The sequence below is a fragment of the Paraburkholderia nodosa DSM 21604 genome (genome assembly GCF_000519185.1).
Lineage (GTDB): Bacteria > Pseudomonadota > Gammaproteobacteria > Burkholderiales > Burkholderiaceae > Paraburkholderia > Paraburkholderia nodosa.
Window position 1 is genome coordinate 37,458 of sequence record NZ_JAFA01000022.1, and the last position, 17,527, is coordinate 54,984.

The window sequence follows — 17,527 nt, forward strand, 5'->3', positions numbered from 1 at the left end:
GCGCCTCGTCGACGGATGGGGCTCCGATCGGGCACGCATCTACCTCCACGGTTCGGGATGCCCGCCAAGCTCGCTGCAAACGTCGACAGCGATCTTGCGCAATTGACCCTCCGCCATCTGCCCGGAGAGCGCGTAGCCGATCTGGTCGTTTGCCCAGCTGAACGTGCGGCGATCGCCTTCCCGCAGGACGCGGATCGCCGTTTCGCGTTGCGAGGCTGGGCTCACGTAAAGCGTAAGCCGCGCGCCGGCCCCGTTCTCGTACATGAATTGCGCGGCTGGTCCGTCTGCGCCCGGCAGCAGCCGTCCGCCCAGCAGTGCATAGCCGTAATCCCTTAGCGACGGCACGGAGAGCGGACGATTCAGGCGCTTCGAGAGCCAGTCGACGAGCGCCCCTTCGCGCGCGGCAGTCACCTCGACCGGATGGCGCCGCTCCGGCGCGTAGACCACGTAAGCGACGTCGGCCTGCTCGGCGAATGCCGTCTGCGCCGATGGCGGCGCAACAGGCGATGAAATTACGCCGGCGAGCCCTGCGAGTGTGGCTCCGGCGGCGAGCGCGCTTATGGCGAACGCTGTGCGATGCCACCGGTTCACGCGCGTGTGCAGCACAACGCACGACACGCTCGCTTGCGCGCCAGGATCCGCGAACAGCACACGCAAGGCGGCCCGCTGCGCGCGATAGCGGGCGACGAGGTTCGCAGCACGCCGGTCCACGGTCAACCGGGCTCCCAGCGTCAGGCGTTCAGCTTCCGTCAACTCGTCGTCGACGAATGCCGAGAATGCGCGTAGCGCCGCCACGCTAAAGCCTGACGCTGCAGTGGGATCGAGATCGTCGCTCATCGGGCTAGCCCAATGCTGTCAACGACGCGGGGCTGTCGAGTTGCGCCCTGCGAATAGTTGGCGTATGTGACCATGCGCCGGCAAGAGACGCGACATCACCGTGCCAACAGGCAGGCCGCGCCGAACCTGGGTGCCAGGATGTCCATGCCCGCAGGCAGAGAATCTGTCCGGATTTCATCCCGGCTTCCTTACGTACTAAGGACAACGGAAAAACGTTCCACATATGCCCTTTATTCCGAGGTCCTTGAAGGCAAGATTTCTCGCCAGCTGATTTCGTCGCGAGCGCGAGGCAGCGGAAAAGCGCATGCTGCATGTGGGCAACGTCAAGTAATCAACTAATCCTTGCGGCGCGGCTTAGCGGACTTGCGGTTCGTCGAGAAATATCGCAGTGAGCATAGAAGACGACCACAAGATCGACGGAATGCTGTCGGACGTATAGTGGAGACACACAGTGGCGCACTTCCGGCTAGAAGGTGGGGGCCGCCATGATCTGGGTGCGGGCGATTTCATCGAACGCGGGCCGCCGGGTGACTGCGTTTTCAAAACCCGAAGTTCACGAAGTCGCAAATATGCCGTGATCGTTGTTCGGAACGCACAATTGTCTGAATCGATTGGGGTTGCGGTGCAGCCGGCTCGTGCCCACCGATTTCACTTGCCCCCAATCGTTGGCTTCGGTGCGATTTTCTCCGACTCGATCAATGGCCGTGCGTGCCGCCGCCAAAGCCGCGTCCAGTGAAGTGACCACCTCCGCCACCCGAGGCATGCCCGCCTTCGCCGACCCCGCCATATCCGCCTGTCCACGTGTGCCCCGCTTGTGCGGGGGCGCGTGGCTGCATCACTGCCATGTGCGGTGATTGTGCGGGGGCACTCGGCGGCATGGCCGCCACATGCGGCGCTTGAGCGGGGACGCCTGGCCGCGTCACTGCTATGTGCGGTGCCTGTGCAGGAGCCTTCGGCGGCATCACTACCACGTGCGGTGCTGGAGCGGGGGCGGGCGGCATGGGCAGGCGATGCGGCGGCTGAGCGGGCGGGACAGTGGACGGCATGGTTACGATGCGATTCGGACGGTGGTCGAAGCGATCGCGGTCGAAATCGCGCTCGAAAAGATGGCCGAAGTGATCGTGGTCGAAATGGTGGTGATGGTGGTGGCGGTGAAAATCATCAAAGAAAACGAATCCCCCACTCAAAAAGACCGGCGGCCCAAAGTACCAGGGCTCATAGTTGTACGCGTAGTCCGGCATGACCCACGACGGGCCATAGCCGTTCACGAACACCCAGTTGCCGTCAGGCTGCCGACAGGCCCGCCCGGTGTACGGCTGAATGATGCCGTCTATTTCAGTTTGACCTGTCACGTCGCGGCACGTGGAACTGTCGATCGGCTGCCCTTCATAAGTCTGGGCTGCCACGGGGGCGGAGCAGACCAGACCGGCGAGTAGCGCCGGTCCAAGTCGAAGTACGTTGCACATGATGTCACCTGCCGGTGCTCCTTCGAAAGATAAACGTATGGAGCGGACGGTTTATTCCGCCGGCAGCGTGTGGGTAGCGTTGTTCTCCACGGGCGGGTGCGGGACATGGTCGGAAGGCCTCGGCCACAACCCGCGTCGGCAAGCGGGGCGCGCCGGCCGTTGGATCGGCTGCGCTACTCCGCCCAGACCACTCGCTCGCGGTCTGGGCGCTAATGATGGGGTGCTTGCCAGGGTCGTGCGCGATTTCCAGCAAAGCGCCGTCCGGTCAACTGCTCCTGCTACGAAGCCGGACGCTCGCAGCACGCGCGTTGTTGCTGGATCGGGGGACACGGTACCGAGCCGAATGAGCAGAACACACAGCAGTCGCCAGGTTTCGGGCGCAGCAGTGTGTGACACGCCGGACACTCGTAGTAGAACTGGCAGGCATCCGTCGGCATGCTCTCTTGCTGGGCGTGTGCGCAGTGCGGGCAGATCAGCACGGATTTGAGGATCACGGGCATGGTGGCATCACTTCCGTACAGTGGACGGATAGCCCGCGTTCGTCGTGGCCTCGGTAAGCGTCTTCGGCTGGGCCTTGTCCGGGTCATACGTGACGGTGGCCGTCTTCCTGTCGAAATCAACCTGCACGGCGCTTACACCGGTCACCTTCTCCAGCGATTTCTTGACCGTGATGGGGCACAGCGCGCAGGTCATATTTTGTACGGCCAGCGTGACAGTCTTTGGTGTGGCAGCCAGCGCTGCCAACGGCAGGGAGGCCAGTAGAGTAACGAGCAATATGCGCATGGCGAACTCCTCTCAGTAGAACAACGGGGCCATCCGCGGCACGGCCAGCAGGGCGAGCAACAGGGCCGCGACGATCCAGAAGGTGAGTCGCTGCCGGCGGATCGTGCGCGGATCGGAGCAGGGCGTGCCTGGAGTGCAAACCTTCGGCATCAGGTAAAGCCTGCGGAAGGCCAGGCCGAGAAACAGCAGCGTCAACCCGATGAAAAACGGCCGGTAAGGCTCCATCGCCGTCAGGCTGCCTACCCATGCGCCGCCGATCCCAAGGGCGAGCAGTATGAGCGGCCCGACACAGCACACCGACGCGCCTACGGCGGCCAGGATACCCGCTACCAAGGACACTTTGCCGGTGAGTTGCACCATCGCCTTCTCCTTGAACCTTTTCGCACGACTGTCACTCTAAATCCTGTACTCAGGTACGGAATCAAGGGGAATCTGATGGACGCGGCACTGACCATCGGCAAGCTGGCGAAAGCGGCTGGGGTGAACATCGAAACGATCCGCTACTATCAGCGGCGCGGCCTGCTTGATGAGCCGCCCAAGCCATCGGGCGGGCATCGGCGCTATGCGCCGGACCAGGCCAAACGGGTGCGTTTCATCCGGCGAGCGCAGGCGCTGGGTTTCACGCTGGACGAGGTGGGCACGCTGTTGACGTTGGACTCGGTATGCGGCTGCGCGGAAACGCGGACCTTGGCAGCCCGCAAGCGGGATCTGATCGAGCGGAAGATGGCTGACCTGACGGCCATGCACCAGGTGCTAGGGGAACTGGTCCATCAATGCGATGTGGGGGACACTGCCAGGCCGTGCCCGATCATCGATGTATTGGAACGCGACTGAGTGGCGCGCCGAGCAAATGGCGGCTGGTGACACGACGGCTTGCTATGGCCGGGAATCGTCAGTACCTGAAGCTTGAGATATTCGCGATTACCGGCCGACCCTCCTATCGGCCTAAGTCGGTTGGCTGTCCCATTAGTCCCCGGCCCCCCGTTCACGTCGACGGTGATACGTTGAACGCGTCTTGATGACTTTGTCGGTCGAACGCGATCAAACAGTTGGGACGCGCGATTGCTTCAGTCTTCCGACGAAGCTTTTGGCGCCTCACGGACCACCTTCGCCTGTCGCCGGGAACGCTCATTGCGGATCTGATGACGTCGGTGGTCCGTCATCTTCTTCCAGTCGCGGATTTCGTCGAGCGTCCGAAAGCAGCCGATGCAAAGTCCAGTCTTGCCATCGAACGCGCAGACATCGATGCAGGGTGATTTGACCGCCATTCCTCAGGCCGCGGCGCTGACCGGATTCACTTCGACCGTCACGTGGGACAGCCCCTTAAAGCGTTTGAGGGCCGCGTGATAGAAGCTCGGGCTGCGTTGTGTTTCACTGGTGACGACCGACACCACCGCACTCATGTGCCCGGGACCGACGCGCCAGACATGGAGGTCAAGCACGTCGGCACCGTTGTCTTCAATGAGATGACGAACGTTCTCGGCCATGCGCTTGTCCAGATTCATGTCGAGCAGAATGCCGCCCGTATCGCGCATCAAGCCCCACGACCAGTTCGCAATTACTAGGGCGCCGATCACGCCGGCGAGCGGATCCATCCAGACCCAACCGAACGCGCGGGCCAGCAGGAGGCCGATGATCGCCAGCACGGAAACCGCGGCGTCCGCAATCACATGGATGTAGGCCGAGCGGATGTTGTGATCGCGATTTGCCGCAGCATCTGCGTCGTCGTGACTGTGATCGTCTTCTTCGAACTCAATTGAATGTTCGCCATCGGTCAGACTGACAATGGCCCTGAATGCATGTGGCTCGGGAATGTCATCTTTCGACTCCAGATAGCTCCCACGGTCTGCGAACGTGAAGGTCTGGTGGGAACCGTCGGGGCGAATCGTTGTGATTGATACCGCATCGGTAGTCAGCTTCGAAGAGGCGGTTTCAGGCGTACTGCGGAAAACGGGCGGCACACCATCTTCGAAAACCGACACGGCGAAAACGCCCGCATTACTGAAGATGCGATGCGCCTCTTCCTCATGACCGTGTTCGTCTTCATGTCCATGCCCGTGGCCGTGGCTGTGCGCGTGTCCATGACTGTGGCCGTGATGGTTTCCGCTGAGCAGCCAGACGCTTGCGAGATTCACCAGCAGGCCGAGGACGGCGATGGGGATCGCCTGGCCGAAGTGGATGGGCACGGGCGAGAGAAAGCGCGAAACGGCCTCGTATCCAATCAGCAGCGCAATCATCGCGAGCACGATAGCGCTGGTAAAGCCCGCGAGGTCGCCCAGCTTGCCGGTGCCAAAGACGAAGCGGGTGTCGCTCGCATGCTTTCGCGCATAGGTGTACGCCAGCGCGGCAATCAGCATCGCACCGGCGTGGGTCGACATGTGCAGGCCATCGGCAACGAGCGCGAGCGACCCGAAAAGGCTGCCGCCGACAATCTCGGCCACCATCATGGCGCTGCACAGCGCGATCACCATCCAGGTTCTGCGCTCGTTTTCCTTGTGGGCAGCGCCCAGGAAGATATGGTCATGGCCCGCCCCGAAGGCGGCGTCCTCGAACTTGCCCATACTTCTCTCACTTGAAGTAGCTGTGGACTACTTCGATCAATTGTTCGGTCCCGCTGCCATGCTCGTCAGCCGGTTCTGCGTCGACCAGATGGGTGCGAATGTGGTCCTCGAGCACGACGGCGAGCAGGTCGTTCATGGCGCCACGACAGCTCGTAACCTGTTGCAGCACCTCCATGCAGCCGCGCTCTTCCTCCAATGCCCTTTCAATGGCTTCCACCTGCCCCTTGATTCGGCGAATGCGGTTGAGTAGCTTCTGCTTCTCGCGGATCGTGTGACTCATGGCTGTTCTCCCATTTCGGGGTGTAGTCTAGCAAAAATAGGGTAGGGGGGTATACCAAAACGCTTGTGCGATCGGACGATGCACCTTTATAATCGCGGCACTCTTCGGGGAGTAGCCGCTCTGGACGCAATGTTCGGAGGCGCACGTCAACATACTTGTCGGCTTGATGGCGACATGGCGTGCGCAGCGTAAGCCTGGCAAGACCGATGACGTGCATCCCTACCTGGCCGGGTCGCAGGGGTGTGTGTCATCGCGTGTTGACTTCGCGGCCCGGTAACAACAAACCCCATGGAATCGTTCCTCGTATCGACCAGCGTGGTCGCCCTTGCCGAAATTGGCGACAAGACCCAGCTGCTGTCACTCGTTCTCGCGGCCCGTTATCGCAAGCCCATTCCGATCATGCTTGGCGTCTTCGTGGCGACGTTGGTCAATCACGGATTTTCGGGTGCGCTGGGCGCGTGGCTCGCAAACGTCGTCAATCCGCATGTCATGAACTGGGCCGTTGTCGCGTCGTTCGCGCTGATGGCCATCTGGATTCTCATCCCTGACAAGCTTGACGAAACGGATGCCGTCACGAAGGGGCACATGGGTGTGTTCGGTACAACCGTGGTGACCTTCTTTCTCGCGGAAATGGGCGACAAGACGCAGGTTGTCACGGTTGCCCTGGCCGCCCGCTTTCACGAGTTCCTTGGAGTCGTTGCCGGGACGACGCTGGGTATGATGCTCGCCAACGTTCCGGTCATTTACCTCGGGCACAAGTTTGCCGATCGCCTGCCGACGAAGGCGGTACACGCCGTGGCGGCCATTATTTTTGTCGTCCTGGGAGGTTTTGCACTCAGAACAGCGCTGTATCCGGACGCTCATCCGATGTTCTAATCCGTCGGGGCACGTGGACTGGCCTCAGCTCATAGCTCACCGCGAGTCAAGCTGGATGTCTGCAATGGCGCACGCATGTTCGGCACCGGGGAGGCTACCTCATCCATACGTGTTTCACGTTGATGAACGAATCGCCATTCGAATATCGGCACGGCCCGCGTGCGCCCGGTACAACAACGTCCACCACTACTTTCATCGGACAGGCGATATCACCCACGCGAACAGTCGTTGTGAGTACCGCGCGCTGATCGGCAACAGTATCGTCGCGACGCCGAAATTCCAGACGAGGATCATGACCGTCGCGTCGAGCGGATGAAACATCGAGAGCGCTACAGCCGTGAGCGCCGCAACGGCCAGGCTGCCTGTCATCGTCACGGGAGCGGGCGCGAGGCGCGCCACGTGGCGCAGCATGATCAGGAGGGCGAGCGAGAGCGGAATGCCCGTGAGACCGAGCGTCGCGAAACAGCGCGCGGTTTCCCCCAGTGACATGCCGTTCGGGCCAATTTCGATCCAGTTCGTCAGGCATCCGTAGCCGATCGTCGATACCCAGGCCGCCATCGCGGGCAGCGGCAACAGCAACCAGCGCAGCGTTCTTCCCGGCACGCTGGCGATGAACGACCCGACGGCCGCGAGAATCCCCGTCAACGCCGCTGCGGCCACGCTCGTCACGAACACCGGCTGCTGGAGCTTCGCCGTGAGGTCGGGCCGCACGCCGTGCGCCACGCCGACCAGCATGAGCACGAGCGCGGCGAACACGAGCCAGCCGGCGGCCCGCACGGCGGGCGCACGCAGCGGGCGCACCGGCTTGGCATCGGCCACCAATGACTCGATCAGATCGGAGGTCGGGCTCATTTCCGGTCTCCCTGCGTCAGGAGCTTGCGCAGGCCTTTCAGCCCGCGATGCACCGCGACCTTCAGCGCGGCAACAGTCATTCCACTCGCCACAGCCGCCTCTTTCAATGACATTTCCTCGAGTTTGAGCATGCGGATTGCGTCGCGCTGCCCGGACGGCAAGCGCTCGATCGTCTCGCGCAGCACGCGCGCATCCGTGGTTTCTTCCATCAGATTCGCCGTGGGGTCGGCCAAGGTTTCATGTTCATCGTCCAGTGGCACTTCGCGGGCGGCCTGGCGCCCATCGTGGCGCAGCGTATCGACGATGCGGCGCATGGCGATGGTCAGCAGCCAGGGGCCAATCGGGCGCCTGGGGTCGTAGGTATGGCGCACGAGATGGACCGTGGCGAGGACGTCCTGCACGACGTCCTCGACCGCGTCGGGACGGACCCCATGGCGGCTTGCGAGGCTGCGCAGATACGGCGTCATGCTTTGCAGCAGACGGCGATACGCGTCGCGATCGCCCTGCTGCGCGCGCGCCATCAATACGGACCAGTCGGGCGTACCGTCAGGCCGGGTTGCGTGATCCACGGTGGTGCCGCGCGGCTCCTCGCCAGCCGGCGTGGATCGTTCGGGCTGCATGCGCGCGGCGCTGCGGTGTCGATAGTCGGACATCGTTGCAGTCAGTGGAAGAGGGCAATCGAACCGAAGAAATAATTGGCACACGACGTAACCTTTGGCCGCGCCGGACCGAATCTCACAGGGAGATCGCAGCTTCGCGATCCCTACCCTCGGAGAAGATACTATGAGCAAGTCCGCTTTGACCATCTCGTCGCTGTCCGCCGCGGTCGGCATGGCGCTCGCAATGCAGGCGTTGCCAGCACAGGCGCAGGGTATGGGCAATCCGCCGCAGGTCGTGAAGGACAACATGGCCAGAATGGCACAGAACCACCTCGAAAAGTGCTACGGCGTCAACGCGGTGTCGAAGAACGACTGCGCCGAAGGGGCGCACTCGTGCGCCGGCCAGGCCACACAGGCGCGCGACCCGAAGTCGTTCGTGCTGTTGCCGGCAGGCGATTGCAGCAAGATCGCGGGCGGCCATATCAAGGCAGGTTGAGGGGCGCTGCGGCCATGAGCGCAACCGTCGCCCGCACACGCGCGCCGGCCGGCACGATTCCCTCGAGGGCCGGCGTGGGACTGCGTTTTCGCCATCATCGAACCGTGCTCGACGAATGTCCCGCCGTGGCGTGGTTCGAGGTGCACACTGAAAACTACATGGGCGGCGGTCCTGCGACGCGCTGTCTGGATGCCATACGCCGCGACTATCCGGTGTCCCTGCACGGCGTGGGCCTCTCGCTTGGCACCGCCAACGGGCTCGACGCCACGCATCTCGCACGCGTGAGCAAGGTCGTCGCGCGCGTAGAGCCCGGCCTCGTCTCCGAGCATCTTGCGTGGAGCATGGCGGGCGGAACGTACCTCGCCGACCTGCTGCCGTTGCCGATGACCGAAGAAGCGCTCGACGTCGTGTGCCGGAACGTCGACCGGATGCAAACGGCGCTTGGGCAGCGCATTCTCGTGGAGAACCCGTCCACCTATCTTCGTTTCGCGCATTCGACGATACCGGAGTGGGAGTTCCTCGCGAGCCTCGCGCAACGCACGGGCTGCGGACTCCTGTGCGACGTGAACAACATCTACGTGAGCGCGTGCAATCACGGCTGGAATCCGCTCACGTATCTCGACGCGCTGCCGCCGGCGGCCATCGGCGAAATCCATCTTGCCGGCCACAGCGTCAGGCAACTCACGGGCGGCCGGGTCCTGCGCATCGACGATCACGGCTCGCGTGTCGCGCCGCAGGTGTGGGCGCTCTATGCGGCAGCGTTGCAACGCTTCGGACCCACGCCGACGCTAATCGAATGGGACACCGACGTGCCGCCGCTCGACGTTCTCATCGAGGAAGCCGCTGCGGCGCAATCAGCACTGGAGGCGATTCGCCATGAACATGCGCACGCCATCGCTGGCTGACCTTCAACAGGCCATGCGCCGCAGCCTGCTCGAAGTTCCCAACGAAAGCGCCGATGAACACGCAGCGGCCGTCGTGCTGGCCGACGGTCTCGATCCGCAGGCACGCCTGAACATCTACCGGAACACAGCGGAAGGTGTGCTGGTCAATGCGCTGCGGCTTGCCTTTCCCGCCGTGCAGCGTCTGGTCGGCGCGGACTTCCTCGAGGGCGCGGTGCGCCTGTTCGTGCGCGCCGCGCCGCCGCGCAGCGCATGGCTCGACGAATACGGCGCGGAATTCCCGGCCTTCCTCGCGCAGATGCCCCATCTCTCATCGGTGCCGTATGTGATCGACGTTGCGCGGCTCGAATGGCAGGTGAACAGCGTGCTGCACGCACCCGAAGTCGCGCCGCTCGATCCGGCGCGCCTGGCGCAGCTCGACGAAGATGCGCTCGGCTCGCTGCGATTGTCGCCTCATCCGGCCACGCGGTTGTTGCGCTGCGATTCGCCCGCCGACACCATCTGGTGCGCTGTGCTCCAGCAGGACGACGCGGCGCTGCGCGCGATCGAGCTCGCGGACGACCCTGTGCATCTGCTCGTGCAACGCGTCGATGAAGGCGTCGATACCCTGCGCTTGAGCGCCGGAGAGTGGCGCATCAGCAAGGCGCTTTTTGCAGGCGAGGCCTTCGGAGCGGCGCTGGCATGCGCGCCGGAAGCGGATGGCTTTGGACTTATCGGCGCATACCTGGCGCGCGGATGCTTCGCCCAGACTTCGCAGATTGCTGGCTGCATTCGCATCGAACGGGGATTATCGACATGACTCGCGTCTCCAACCCTGCAGAGGGCCGTAGCGTATTTCAATGCGCAGTTCGGTTGCTGGAACGCGTGCCTTACTGGCTGCTGGCCATTCCGCTGCGCCTCGCGGTTGCCACAATATTCTGGAACTCGGCCATGACCAAGCTCGCGAACTGGGATGCGGCGCTCGAACTGTTTCGCGACGAATACAGGCTGCCGGTGTTGCCGCCGGATGTGGCTGCGCACATTACCGTATCGATAGAACTGAGCATGCCGGTGTTGCTGGTGCTCGGCCTGGGCGTCAGGCCCGCCGCATTGGTCCTGCTCGGGATGACCTCCGTGATCGAGATCTTCGTGTACCCGCAGGCGTGGCCGACGCACATCCAGTGGGCCGCCATGCTGCTCATCCTGTTGTGCCGGGGCGCCGGAGCTCTGTCGCTCGACCACCTGATCCGTGAGCGACGGTGGCGCGATGCTTCGCCGGAAGGCGTCCGGCCTCAGCGCGATGAGCGCTGATTTCGACAGGAGGACTGTCACCGTGACGTCGTTCTCGTCTCCGTGTTGACCTGCCCGCAATGCGGGACGGCGTTGTCAGGTTGCTGGCCGTCTCGCATAAGATGAGGCGATGAAGAGATCGAAATCGCTGTATCGCGGGCACCGTTCTCCAGCCAGTGTCATCAGTTGCGCCGTGCGCTGGTACTACCGATATCAATTGAGCTTGCGTGACATCGAAGAACTGCTCTTTGAACGCGGCGTGACCGTGACCTACGAGACGATCCGATGCTGGTGCGATAAGTTTGGCGCCGCCTTTGCTCGTCGGGTGCAAGCGGCGCGTCGCAAGCCAGGCGGCACATGGCACCTTGACGAGATGTTCGTGACGTTGCGCGGCGAGCCTTACCTGCTATGGCGCGCAGTGGACGAGCACGGCGCCGAACTCGACGTCCTGCTGCAAAAGCGGCGCGATAAGGCCGCGGCCAAGCGCTTCTTCAAGCGTGTGCTGCGCTCGAACCCGGTGCCGCGCAAGATCATTACCGATCAACTGCGCAGCTATCCGGCCGCCAAAGCTGAGATTCCAGAGCTGGCGAGCGTAAAGCACGTGTTTGTCAAAGCGGCAGCCCGACTGAACAACAGGGCTGAAAACAGCCACCAGCCGACACGTGAACGCGAGCGTCGCATGCGCGGTTTTCGCGATCCGAAACGCACGCAGGCCTTCCTGTCGAGCTTCGGACTGTTCCGGCAACACTTCGCGATCAAGCTGCATCTGCTGCGCGCTTCACTTTATCGCAAGCAGCTTGCAGCAAGGTTCGTTGCCTGGCGCGAATTCACCGACCTCGCCCAAGATCCGTCGACTGGTTTCTAAATCATCGTCACACCTCCAGCGTTTTGTCTCACGCATGGCAAGTTGACAACGCCGTCTGGAGCGATCGTGCCGTAGGGCGCTGCCAGCCGCAGGGTGAATCCGCCTCCGGACAGCGCTCAGTCTGCCGATCCTCTTTATCCGCCATGCGGCGACCAAGCGACTCGTGTCTTCGCTCTATGGTCTTAGACTCGGGCGATGTCCCAACCTTCGATTATCTTTCGGACATTGCCAACATCATTCATAGGCACTATTCAGACCACGGAGCAACCGGTGATAGGAACGAACGGCTACGTCACGCGTGGACGCAAACGATAAAGCGACTGTTTTCCCAGGTTTCTTGCTAGGCTAGTTCCATGGAGCACGGCCAGAAACGACGCGCGGAAAGAAAGAGCGACGTGATGGGCAACCGCATCGCTCCTAACCTCAAGGACGTCGCCAAGAGGGGCTGGTGCTGAAGACTGTGCAGTGTCGGATAGTTCCAAATTCACTATGGAGTCCATGCTGAGTTGATGTCATCCTCGCTGGCATCTTTGAACGAGCGCGGGAATAGACAATCGTTGTTCAGGAGATGCCTGAAAATTGCCATGGGCGCGTGCATGTGCCGAGATAAGTTCATCAAGTGGTGCCGTCTGGATCTGACTATCGTAGAGTTCAAGCAGTCTTGCCGTAGCTTGAACTGCATGCGGTTCGAGCCTGTAACTAGACTCGAGGCTTCGCGAAGTTGCCAGCTCGCCGAGGCTCGTGTCAGCGTCGGTGTATACGGACAGATCCCCGTCGCCGAAGCCGGCGTCAAATAAATAGAAGGACGCGAACATCGTTCGAACGATAGTCCCTAAGTGGAATGCGGCGCCGTTCTCGGAACTCAGGGCATTGAGACTCAGATGATTGCGAAGCGACAGATCGGTAAGCGTCGCGTTGGAGAGCCTGCCTGTCACCGTCTGTGGAACTTTTCGGACACGTGATGCCATGTTAAATCGAAGGTATCGGTTAGTGCATATCTGCGACTGGGCACGCGTTCAGGCGAAGATATCGCAGATGTATGAGATCTGATCTGTCTCGCTACGCTGGACATCTGCGTAGCGAGGGCCGAGCATCGGATCGTTAGAATATAACGTAGACCTTTCGCATTGTTTCTTCGACTTCCCACGTGCCTTCGGTGTGAGCCTCAAAGAACAGCGTGTCGCCGCCGGAAAAATGGATCGTGTCTTCGCCGTCGGGCGTAAATTGGCCACGGCCGCCAAGAAAGTGCATCACCTCTGCCTGCTCCACAGAGCGCCGATAGGTGCCAGGCGTGCATTCGAAGATGCCCGCGTCGATCCCTTCGCAGCCCGGAATTATCTTTTGTATCCCTGATACTCTGACCTCGGGCGTGCCGGGAAGACCGGCCGTACCCCAGTCTTCCAGTCCCTGTAATGCGATGCCTTGTTTGATCTGCTGGACTTTCATGTTGCGTATCCGTCGATGAGTGGGATGGAAAAAAAGCTATTGAGGCCCTGTCAGCCGATGTTCTATCCGGCCGAGCCGAACGATGGTCACACCCGCGCGCAACTGCCTGAGCGACGGCATCACGAGCATGCAGTCGGGATACGGCGTGCGCACAGCCTCGCCGTCCGACCAGCCGATCACGCTACCGGCCTCGGGGAATACTTCGAGCCCCGTGTAGTTACCGGAGAAGCGAAAGTTGAGGCTCTTCGCGACAACGGGCTCTGTCACGCGCACGATCAGCATTTCGTCAGGCAGCGGCATGAGCCAGCCTTGCGGCAGGTCCCCTTCGTGACGACACCCGACAACAACAGAAAGCGCGCCGTCACATCGCGCGCGACGGCCACGGCGCCCGTTTCCCAATGCTGTCCGCATTCGATCAGCAGCGCGTTCTTTGCGCTATGTGGATCACCGAAGCCCTCGTAGTCGCGCATGCGGCGGCCTTCGGGATGGCCCTCGTCGCAGATTACCGTGGCGGGCGTGCGGAGTTTTTCCGAAAGCGCGATGCCTTTGTCGAGCGGTCCCGCGACGATCAATGGCTTGCTCTTCTCATGCATCGAATGCAGATCGAGCAGCAGATCGACGGTATCGACGATGGGCCTCATCGCGCGCGCGGCGCAGTTCACTCGATTCGCGTGATGCGTCATCGAGCGTTTGAGCGGTCCATACGCGGTTGAAGTCCTGATGGACGAAGCGCGCCGCGTCGGGATGCGTCGGATCGAAACGCGCATACGCCTCGACGTTCGCGAACGCGAGCGTCAATTTGCCGCGCTTAGGACGCAGCTCCGCGCGCAGCAATGCATCCACGACGATCGCGCCACACACTTCGTTGCCGTGAGTGAGCGCGTTGATCATCACGTGCGGACCCGCGACGCCCGAATCAAAGGTGTGCACGTATGGAACGCCTGTGTCGCTGCACTCGTGCACGGAGATGTCCGGAAACACGAGTTCGACCGGATAGGTGTGCGCGTTCATTCGAGGCCGCCCTGGCACAGGTATTTGATCGACAGGTAATCATCCAGGCCGTATTTCGACCCTTCCCGGCCATAGCCCGATTCCTTCACGCCGCCGAACGGCGCTGCCTCGCTCGCAAGTATGCCTTCGTTGATGCCAACGATGCCCGCTTCGAGTTGCCGCGCGACGCGGTCTATGCGGCGCACGTCCTGGCTATAGAAATACGACGCCAGACCGAAAAGGGTGTCGTTGGCGGCGCCGATCGCTTCGGCTTCATCGTCGAAGCGGAACAGCGGCACGACGGGGCCAAAGGTTTCGTCGCAGCTCATGTGCATGTCGGGCGTCGCGTCCGCGAGCACGGTCGGCGCATAGTAGTTCGGGCCAAGCTCGGCCAGGCGCTTGCCGCCTGTCAGCACGCGCGCGCCGCGGCTCACGGCGTCGTCGACGTGCCGCGTGATCTTGTCGATGGCGCGCTCGTTGATCATCGGGCCGATCTGTGCGGCGGGATCGCTCGCTGGCGCGACCTTAAGCGCGGCAACGCGCGTCGCCAACAGGTCTGCAAAACGCTCATACACACCCGAGTGGACGTATACGCGGTTCGGGCTCACGCAGGTCTGTCCGCCGTTACGGAACTTCGCGGCGAGCAAGCCGGTCACGGCCGCCTCAAGATCGGCGTCATCGAACACGATGAAGGGCGCATTGCCGCCCAGTTCCAGCGAGAGCTTCTTCAACGTATCCGCCGACGCACGCGCCAGATACTTACCGACGGGCGTCGAACCTGTGAAGGTGACCTTGCGCACGCGGTTGTCGGCGAGCCAGTCGGCGACGGCGGGCATCGCGTTGTCGCGCGATGCCGAAATCAGGTTGAGCACACCCGGCGGGACGCCTGCTTCATCCGCGAGCATCGCGAGCGCAAGGGCGGTAAGCGGCGTGTCCTCGGCTGGCTTGGCGACGACCGTGCAGCCCGCAGCAAGCGCAGGCGCGATCTTGCGCGCGATCATTGCTAGCGGAAAATTCCACGGCGTGATCGCGGCGACAATACCCACCGGCTCCTTGATCGCGCTCATGCGTTTGCCGCGCTGCTGCTGGGGAATGAGGTCGCCGTAGATGCGCGTCGCTTCGTCGGCGAACCACGCGACGTACGACGCGCCGTACATCACCTCGCCGCGTCCTTCGGCGAATGGCTTGCCCTGTTCGAGCGAGATCAGGCGGCCGAGCGCGTCGGCGTTCTCCACCATCAGCGCATGCCAGCGATGCAGCACGGCCGCGCGATCCCTCGCCAGCGCATCTCGCCAAGCGGGGAATGCGCGAGCGGCGGCATCGGTGGCGGCACGTGCGTCCGCAGTATCGCTGTCAGCGACCTCCCTGATGACTTCACCGGTCGCCGGATTCGTGACATCGAAGCGCTTGCCCGCGACGGCTGCGACCCATTCGCCATCGATGAAATTGTCGCCGCGGATCAGTTCGCTCAATTCGTATCGCTTTGTCATGAAGAGACTCCTTTTAACTTTCGTGCGGGCGCGGCTGACACCGTGCCGCGCATCCATTAACCGAGACAGTGCGCGATCGCAGTGCCCACTTCAGCGGTCTTGGCCTTGCCGCCCAGGTCGCCCGTGTGCGGACCTTCCTTGAGCACGGCTTCGATCGCCGAAAGCATCGCATCGTGCGCTTCGCGTTCCTTACCCTGACCGTTGCCGAGGAAATCGAGCATCATTGCCGCCGACCAGATCGCTCAAATCGGATTGGCGATGCCGTTGCCCGCGATGTCCGGCGCGGATCCATGCACCGGTTCGAAGAGCGACGGGAACGTGCAATCCGGGTTCAGGTTGGCTGACGGCGCAATGCCGATCGTGCCCGTGCAGGCCGGGCCAAGATCGGAGAGGATGTCGCCGAACAGGTTGCTCCCGACCACCACGTCGAAGCGCTCTGGATTGAGTACGAAACGGGCGCACAGGATGTCGATGTGCTGCTTGTCCCACGTCACGTCGGGATAGCGCGCGGCCATTTCGGCAGCGCGCGCGTCCCACCACGGCATGCTGATCGAGATGCCGTTGCTTTTCGTCGCCACGGTGACTTTCCTCTCGCGGCGCTGCGCGAGATCGAAGGCAAACTTCAGCACCCGCTCTGCGCCCTTGCGCGTGAAGATCGACTGCTGCACCACGCCTTCGCGTTCGGTGCCTTCAAACATCATGCCGCCCACCGACGAATATTCACCCTCGGTGTTTTCACGCACGATCATGAAGTCAATGTCGCCCCCCTTGCGGCCCGCGAGTGGCGACGCCACGCCTTCGAAGAGTCGCGCGGGACGCAGGTTGATGTGCTGGTCGAACTCGCGGCGAAACTTGAGCAGCGAGTCCCACAGCGAAATGTGATCGGGCACGGTGGCCGGCCAGCCAACAGCGCCGAATAGGATGGCATCGACGCCGGAAAGCTGCGCCTTCCAGTCGTCGGGCATCATCTGGCCGTGCTGCGCGTAGTAGTCGCAGCTCGCCCACTCGATGTGCTGATAGTCGAAGCCAATGCCAAAGCGCCTGCTGACGGCGTCGAGCACACGCAGCGCCTCGGGCATCACTTCCTTGCCGATGCCGTCGCCAGGAATCACTGCGATGCGATGGGTGCGGGTCATATGCATCTCTTCGTGCAGAATGTTCGGGGATGAATGGGTTTTTGTAATGGAGTTGGTTGCGGCGCGCGGTTGAAAGGCCCCGCTTCCCGACGGGCGAAGCATCAGCAGATTGAGGGCGGACGGTAGCCGAACCGGAACAAGACGGTCGCCAACGACCTGTTGACGACCGGCGTGTTCTAACGATGGTTCTGCGAGAAGAGCGTTTCGAGCGGGTAGTGCGTCTTCACGAACGGCGTCTTGATAATGAGGTAGCTGAAGTATTTCTCGATACCCAAATCGCGCTCGAGAAGTCCCTCAATGATGCTTTGATAGTGGCTAACGCTGCGCGTGACGAACTTCAGCAGATAATCATAACCGCCGCTCGCCAGGTGACATTCGATGATCTCGTCGACATCCTTGACTGCGTTGACGAACCTGGTGAAATCCTCCCGGCGATGGTCGGCGAGTGTGACTTCGGTGAACACGATCTGGAGATCGCCGAGCTTCTCCAGTTGAATCTGCGCGCCATATCCGACGATATAGCCTGCTTTCTCCAGACGCTTCACGCGAATCAGGCAAGGACTCGGCGAAAGGCCGACGGCGTCGGCGAGCTCGACGTTGGTAATACGCCCTCGTATTTGCAGCTGCGAGAGGATGCGCAGATCGATGCGGTCCACTTTGCAATCGGCGTTCATCGTGA

General features: G+C 62.1%; 21 protein-coding genes, 2 pseudogenes and 1 riboswitch. Of the genes and pseudogenes, 7 read left to right on the forward strand and 16 right to left on the reverse strand.

Annotated features, from left to right (window positions below; translation table 11 throughout):
• Nucleotides 1-39 precede the first annotated feature (39 nt).
• From A3CW_RS0127530 to A3CW_RS0127545, 5 genes are all read right to left on the reverse strand, one after another.
• Nucleotides 40-837 carry an anti-sigma factor family protein gene (locus tag A3CW_RS0127530; protein ID WP_028206431.1) on the reverse strand — a complete coding sequence of 266 codons (798 nt, stop codon included), beginning with the start codon at nt 835-837 and terminating at the stop codon, nt 40-42.
• Nucleotides 838-1,532: 695 nt separating this feature from the next.
• Nucleotides 1,533-2,303 (reverse strand): hypothetical protein, encoded by a 771-nt coding sequence (locus A3CW_RS52545; protein ID WP_154678051.1) that lies wholly within the window; start codon nt 2,301-2,303, stop codon nt 1,533-1,535.
• Nucleotides 2,304-2,581: 278 nt separating this feature from the next.
• Complete coding sequence (locus A3CW_RS53970) at nt 2,582-2,803, reverse strand: GDCCVxC domain-containing (seleno)protein (RefSeq protein WP_081771838.1); 222 nt, start codon at nt 2,801-2,803, stop codon at nt 2,582-2,584.
• Nucleotides 2,804-2,810: 7 nt separating this feature from the next.
• Nucleotides 2,811-3,086, reverse strand: a complete 276-nt coding sequence (merP, locus tag A3CW_RS0127540; RefSeq protein WP_028206432.1) for a mercury resistance system periplasmic binding protein MerP — start codon at nt 3,084-3,086, stop codon at nt 2,811-2,813.
• A gap of 12 nt (nt 3,087-3,098) precedes the next feature.
• Nucleotides 3,099-3,446, reverse strand: coding sequence for a mercuric transporter MerT family protein (locus tag A3CW_RS0127545; protein ID WP_035514137.1), 348 nt, complete (start codon nt 3,444-3,446; stop codon nt 3,099-3,101).
• A 75-nt stretch (nt 3,447-3,521) separates the two neighbouring features.
• On the opposite strand from A3CW_RS0127545, the gene merR reads away from it, so the two are divergent.
• Nucleotides 3,522-3,920 (forward strand): Hg(II)-responsive transcriptional regulator, encoded by a 399-nt coding sequence (gene merR / locus A3CW_RS0127550; RefSeq protein ID WP_028206434.1) that lies wholly within the window; start codon nt 3,522-3,524, stop codon nt 3,918-3,920.
• A gap of 233 nt (nt 3,921-4,153) precedes the next feature.
• Here merR and A3CW_RS51275 read toward each other — a convergent pair whose 3' ends face one another.
• From A3CW_RS51275 to A3CW_RS0127560, 3 genes are read right to left on the reverse strand one after another with little or no spacing between them, the layout of a single operon-like run.
• Nucleotides 4,154-4,354, reverse strand: coding sequence for a DUF1289 domain-containing protein (locus A3CW_RS51275; RefSeq protein WP_081771839.1), 201 nt, complete (start codon nt 4,352-4,354; stop codon nt 4,154-4,156).
• Between the two features lie 3 nt (nt 4,355-4,357).
• Nucleotides 4,358-5,647, reverse strand: a complete 1,290-nt coding sequence (dmeF, locus tag A3CW_RS0127555) for a CDF family Co(II)/Ni(II) efflux transporter DmeF (RefSeq protein ID WP_028206435.1) — start codon at nt 5,645-5,647, stop codon at nt 4,358-4,360.
• Between the two features lie 7 nt (nt 5,648-5,654).
• Nucleotides 5,655-5,927 (reverse strand): metal/formaldehyde-sensitive transcriptional repressor, encoded by a 273-nt coding sequence (locus tag A3CW_RS0127560; protein WP_028206436.1) that lies wholly within the window; start codon nt 5,925-5,927, stop codon nt 5,655-5,657.
• 94 nt (nt 5,928-6,021) lie between these two features.
• A riboswitch (yybP-ykoY riboswitch) is annotated at nt 6,022-6,205 on the forward strand.
• Between the two features lie 10 nt (nt 6,206-6,215).
• Here A3CW_RS0127560 and A3CW_RS47820 point away from each other — a divergent pair.
• Nucleotides 6,216-6,803 carry a TMEM165/GDT1 family protein gene (locus tag A3CW_RS47820; protein ID WP_035514139.1) on the forward strand — a complete coding sequence of 196 codons (588 nt, stop codon included), beginning with the start codon at nt 6,216-6,218 and terminating at the stop codon, nt 6,801-6,803.
• Between the two features lie 192 nt (nt 6,804-6,995).
• Here A3CW_RS47820 and A3CW_RS0127570 read toward each other — a convergent pair whose 3' ends face one another.
• Together A3CW_RS0127570 and A3CW_RS47825 are read right to left on the reverse strand one after the other, a co-directional pair.
• A complete protein-coding gene (locus A3CW_RS0127570) occupies nt 6,996-7,655 on the reverse strand; it encodes an NrsF family protein (RefSeq protein ID WP_028206437.1) in 660 nt (219 codons plus the stop codon).
• On the reverse strand, nt 7,652-8,275 hold the full coding sequence (locus A3CW_RS47825; RefSeq protein WP_051481761.1) for a sigma-70 family RNA polymerase sigma factor: 624 nt from the start codon (nt 8,273-8,275) through the stop codon (nt 7,652-7,654). Before A3CW_RS47825 ends, A3CW_RS0127570 begins: the two co-directional genes overlap by 4 nt.
• A 163-nt stretch (nt 8,276-8,438) precedes the next feature.
• Here A3CW_RS47825 and bufA1 point away from each other — a divergent pair, with 163 nt between their 5' ends.
• The 5 genes from bufA1 to A3CW_RS0127600 all read left to right on the forward strand — a co-directional run bounded on the left by bufA1 (nt 8,439) and on the right by A3CW_RS0127600 (nt 11,786).
• Complete coding sequence (bufA1, locus tag A3CW_RS0127580; RefSeq protein ID WP_028206439.1) at nt 8,439-8,750, forward strand: BufA1 family periplasmic bufferin-type metallophore; 312 nt, start codon at nt 8,439-8,441, stop codon at nt 8,748-8,750.
• A gap of 14 nt (nt 8,751-8,764) precedes the next feature.
• On the forward strand, nt 8,765-9,655 hold the full coding sequence (bufB, locus tag A3CW_RS0127585; protein ID WP_028206440.1) for an MNIO family bufferin maturase: 891 nt from the start codon (nt 8,765-8,767) through the stop codon (nt 9,653-9,655).
• Nucleotides 9,627-10,451 (forward strand): HvfC/BufC family peptide modification chaperone, encoded by an 825-nt coding sequence (locus tag A3CW_RS0127590; protein ID WP_028206441.1) that lies wholly within the window; start codon nt 9,627-9,629, stop codon nt 10,449-10,451. Before bufB ends, A3CW_RS0127590 begins: the two co-directional genes overlap by 29 nt.
• Nucleotides 10,448-10,942, forward strand: a complete 495-nt coding sequence (locus A3CW_RS0127595) for a DoxX family protein (protein WP_028206442.1) — start codon at nt 10,448-10,450, stop codon at nt 10,940-10,942. The genes A3CW_RS0127590 and A3CW_RS0127595 overlap by 4 nt, the downstream gene beginning before the upstream one ends.
• A gap of 109 nt (nt 10,943-11,051) precedes the next feature.
• Nucleotides 11,052-11,786, forward strand: coding sequence for an IS6 family transposase (locus A3CW_RS0127600; protein ID WP_028206443.1), 735 nt, complete (start codon nt 11,052-11,054; stop codon nt 11,784-11,786).
• A gap of 512 nt (nt 11,787-12,298) precedes the next feature.
• On the opposite strand, the gene A3CW_RS52550 is transcribed toward A3CW_RS0127600, so the two are convergent.
• From A3CW_RS52550 to A3CW_RS0127630, 6 genes and pseudogenes are all read right to left on the reverse strand, one after another.
• A complete protein-coding gene (locus tag A3CW_RS52550; protein WP_154678052.1) occupies nt 12,299-12,754 on the reverse strand; it encodes a hypothetical protein in 456 nt (151 codons plus the stop codon).
• 133 nt (nt 12,755-12,887) lie between these two features.
• A complete protein-coding gene (locus tag A3CW_RS0127610) occupies nt 12,888-13,232 on the reverse strand; it encodes a cupin domain-containing protein (protein WP_028206445.1) in 345 nt (114 codons plus the stop codon).
• A 36-nt stretch (nt 13,233-13,268) separates the two neighbouring features.
• Nucleotides 13,269-14,243, reverse strand: a pseudogene (locus A3CW_RS47830) (M14 family metallopeptidase).
• A complete protein-coding gene (locus A3CW_RS0127620) occupies nt 14,240-15,712 on the reverse strand; it encodes an NAD-dependent succinate-semialdehyde dehydrogenase (RefSeq protein ID WP_028206446.1) in 1,473 nt (490 codons plus the stop codon). The pseudogene A3CW_RS47830 and the gene A3CW_RS0127620 overlap by 4 nt, the downstream one beginning before the upstream one ends.
• A 56-nt stretch (nt 15,713-15,768) precedes the next feature.
• Nucleotides 15,769-16,848, reverse strand: a pseudogene (locus tag A3CW_RS47835) (tartrate dehydrogenase).
• A gap of 176 nt (nt 16,849-17,024) precedes the next feature.
• Nucleotides 17,025-17,522 carry an Lrp/AsnC family transcriptional regulator gene (locus A3CW_RS0127630; RefSeq protein ID WP_028206447.1) on the reverse strand — a complete coding sequence of 166 codons (498 nt, stop codon included), beginning with the start codon at nt 17,520-17,522 and terminating at the stop codon, nt 17,025-17,027.
• Nucleotides 17,523-17,527 lie beyond the last annotated feature (5 nt).

Excerpts from the sequence above, each read along its gene's own strand:
- A3CW_RS0127530 (WP_028206431.1), bottom strand. The coding sequence starts at position 837 with ATGAGCGACGATCTCGATCCCACTGCAGCGTCAGGCTTTAGCGTGGCG.
- A3CW_RS52545 (WP_154678051.1), bottom strand. The coding sequence starts at position 2,303 with ATGTGCAACGTACTTCGACTTGGACCGGCGCTACTCGCCGGTCTGGTC.
- A3CW_RS53970 (WP_081771838.1), bottom strand. The coding sequence starts at position 2,803 with ATGCCCGTGATCCTCAAATCCGTGCTGATCTGCCCGCACTGCGCACAC.
- merP (WP_028206432.1), bottom strand. The coding sequence starts at position 3,086 with ATGCGCATATTGCTCGTTACTCTACTGGCCTCCCTGCCGTTGGCAGCG.
- A3CW_RS0127545 (WP_035514137.1), bottom strand. The coding sequence starts at position 3,446 with ATGGTGCAACTCACCGGCAAAGTGTCCTTGGTAGCGGGTATCCTGGCC.
- merR (WP_028206434.1), top strand. The coding sequence starts at position 3,522 with ATGGACGCGGCACTGACCATCGGCAAGCTGGCGAAAGCGGCTGGGGTG.
- A3CW_RS51275 (WP_081771839.1), bottom strand. The coding sequence starts at position 4,354 with ATGGCGGTCAAATCACCCTGCATCGATGTCTGCGCGTTCGATGGCAAG.
- dmeF (WP_028206435.1), bottom strand. The coding sequence starts at position 5,647 with ATGGGCAAGTTCGAGGACGCCGCCTTCGGGGCGGGCCATGACCATATC.
- A3CW_RS0127560 (WP_028206436.1), bottom strand. The coding sequence starts at position 5,927 with ATGAGTCACACGATCCGCGAGAAGCAGAAGCTACTCAACCGCATTCGC.
- A3CW_RS47820 (WP_035514139.1), top strand. The coding sequence starts at position 6,216 with ATGGAATCGTTCCTCGTATCGACCAGCGTGGTCGCCCTTGCCGAAATT.
- A3CW_RS0127570 (WP_028206437.1), bottom strand. The coding sequence starts at position 7,655 with ATGAGCCCGACCTCCGATCTGATCGAGTCATTGGTGGCCGATGCCAAG.
- A3CW_RS47825 (WP_051481761.1), bottom strand. The coding sequence starts at position 8,275 with ATGCAGCCCGAACGATCCACGCCGGCTGGCGAGGAGCCGCGCGGCACC.
- bufA1 (WP_028206439.1), top strand. The coding sequence starts at position 8,439 with ATGAGCAAGTCCGCTTTGACCATCTCGTCGCTGTCCGCCGCGGTCGGC.
- bufB (WP_028206440.1), top strand. The coding sequence starts at position 8,765 with ATGAGCGCAACCGTCGCCCGCACACGCGCGCCGGCCGGCACGATTCCC.
- A3CW_RS0127590 (WP_028206441.1), top strand. The coding sequence starts at position 9,627 with ATGAACATGCGCACGCCATCGCTGGCTGACCTTCAACAGGCCATGCGC.
- A3CW_RS0127595 (WP_028206442.1), top strand. The coding sequence starts at position 10,448 with ATGACTCGCGTCTCCAACCCTGCAGAGGGCCGTAGCGTATTTCAATGC.
- A3CW_RS0127600 (WP_028206443.1), top strand. The coding sequence starts at position 11,052 with ATGAAGAGATCGAAATCGCTGTATCGCGGGCACCGTTCTCCAGCCAGT.
- A3CW_RS52550 (WP_154678052.1), bottom strand. The coding sequence starts at position 12,754 with ATGGCATCACGTGTCCGAAAAGTTCCACAGACGGTGACAGGCAGGCTC.
- A3CW_RS0127610 (WP_028206445.1), bottom strand. The coding sequence starts at position 13,232 with ATGAAAGTCCAGCAGATCAAACAAGGCATCGCATTACAGGGACTGGAA.
- A3CW_RS0127620 (WP_028206446.1), bottom strand. The coding sequence starts at position 15,712 with ATGACAAAGCGATACGAATTGAGCGAACTGATCCGCGGCGACAATTTC.
- A3CW_RS0127630 (WP_028206447.1), bottom strand. The coding sequence starts at position 17,522 with ATGAACGCCGATTGCAAAGTGGACCGCATCGATCTGCGCATCCTCTCG.